Below are 1,168 nucleotides of genomic sequence, written 5' to 3'. Positions count from 1 at the left end.
GGCACTTCACGAACCCGCTCGCCGGGACGACGCCGACGAGGCCGGCGCCGCGACCCGGCCCGATCTGTTGGGGCGCATCGCCGCGCCACTGGCCGCGATCAACCGTGCGCCGCTGACCTCGTACCACGTGGTCATGGTGGTCACCGCCCTGCTCACCGTGATCGGCCTGGGGATGGTGCTGTCGAGCTCCAACGTCCTCGCCTTCTCCGGTGGCGGCACGCCGTTCGACATCTTCCTGCGCCAGGCCGTGTTCGTCACGATCGGCTGGGTGGGGTTCGTGGTGGCCCTGCGCATGCGGTTCGAGCTGCTGCGGGCTGCCGCGCTGCCGATGCTCCTGGTGTCCATCGGTCTGCTCATCGCCGTGCTGATCCCCGGTGTGGGCATGGAGATCAACGGCTCCCGCGGGTGGATCGACCTCGGCTTCTTCGCGATCCAGCCCGCCGAGATCGCCAAGTTCGCGTTCATCATCTGGGCGTCGTCGGTGGTGGCCAAGCGCATCCGCACCGGGTACTGGCTCGACCTGCTCTTCCCGGCCATCGTGGGGTACGGGGTGGTCGCCGCCCTCGTCGTCGTCGCCCCCGACCTCGGCATGGCCACGGCGGTGACCATCGCATTCCTGTGCGTGCTGTGGTTCTCCGGGTACCCCACCCGGCACTTCGTGTGGGTGATCGCGTTCGGCACCGTCGTGTTCGGCGTCCTCGCCGTGACGTTCGCCTACCGCTTCGAGCGCGTCCGGACCTTCTTCAACACCTTCGTCGGTGACTTCTCGAACCCCCAGGGTTCGGCCTACCAGTCGTATCAGGGGATGCTCTCGCTCGCCGAGGGCGGCCTGTTCGGGGTGGGCCTGGGGCAGTCCAGCGCCAAGTGGTTCTACCTCCCGGAGGCGACCAACGACTTCATCTTCGCCATCATCGGGGAGGAGCTCGGCTGGTTCGGCGCCGCCGTGGTCGTCACGCTGTACCTGGCGCTGGGGTGGGCCGGCATGCGCGTCGCGCTGCGGTCAGCGGACCCGTTCCGTCGCCTGCTGGCCGGCACGATCACCACGACGATCGTGCTGCAGGCGTTCATCAACATCGGGTACGTGGTGGGTCTGCTCCCGGTCACCGGCCTCCAGCTGCCCCTCATCTCCAACGGTGGCACCTCGGCGGTCGTGACCCTGGCCTCACTC

Annotated in this window: 1 protein-coding gene; it reads left to right on the top strand. The window is 68.6% G+C overall.

What is annotated here, in order from left to right:
* Positions 1-1,168: putative lipid II flippase FtsW (gene ftsW, locus G6018_RS16630; protein WP_182640232.1), on the top strand; the 1,168-nt coding region annotated here is incomplete at both ends.

The sequence above is a fragment of the Dietzia sp. DQ11-44 genome (genome assembly GCF_014145205.1).
GTDB lineage: Bacteria > Actinomycetota > Actinomycetes > Mycobacteriales > Mycobacteriaceae > Dietzia > Dietzia natronolimnaea.
Note: the sequence above shows the minus strand (reverse complement) of the source record. Positions and strands in the feature narration are given on the sequence as shown.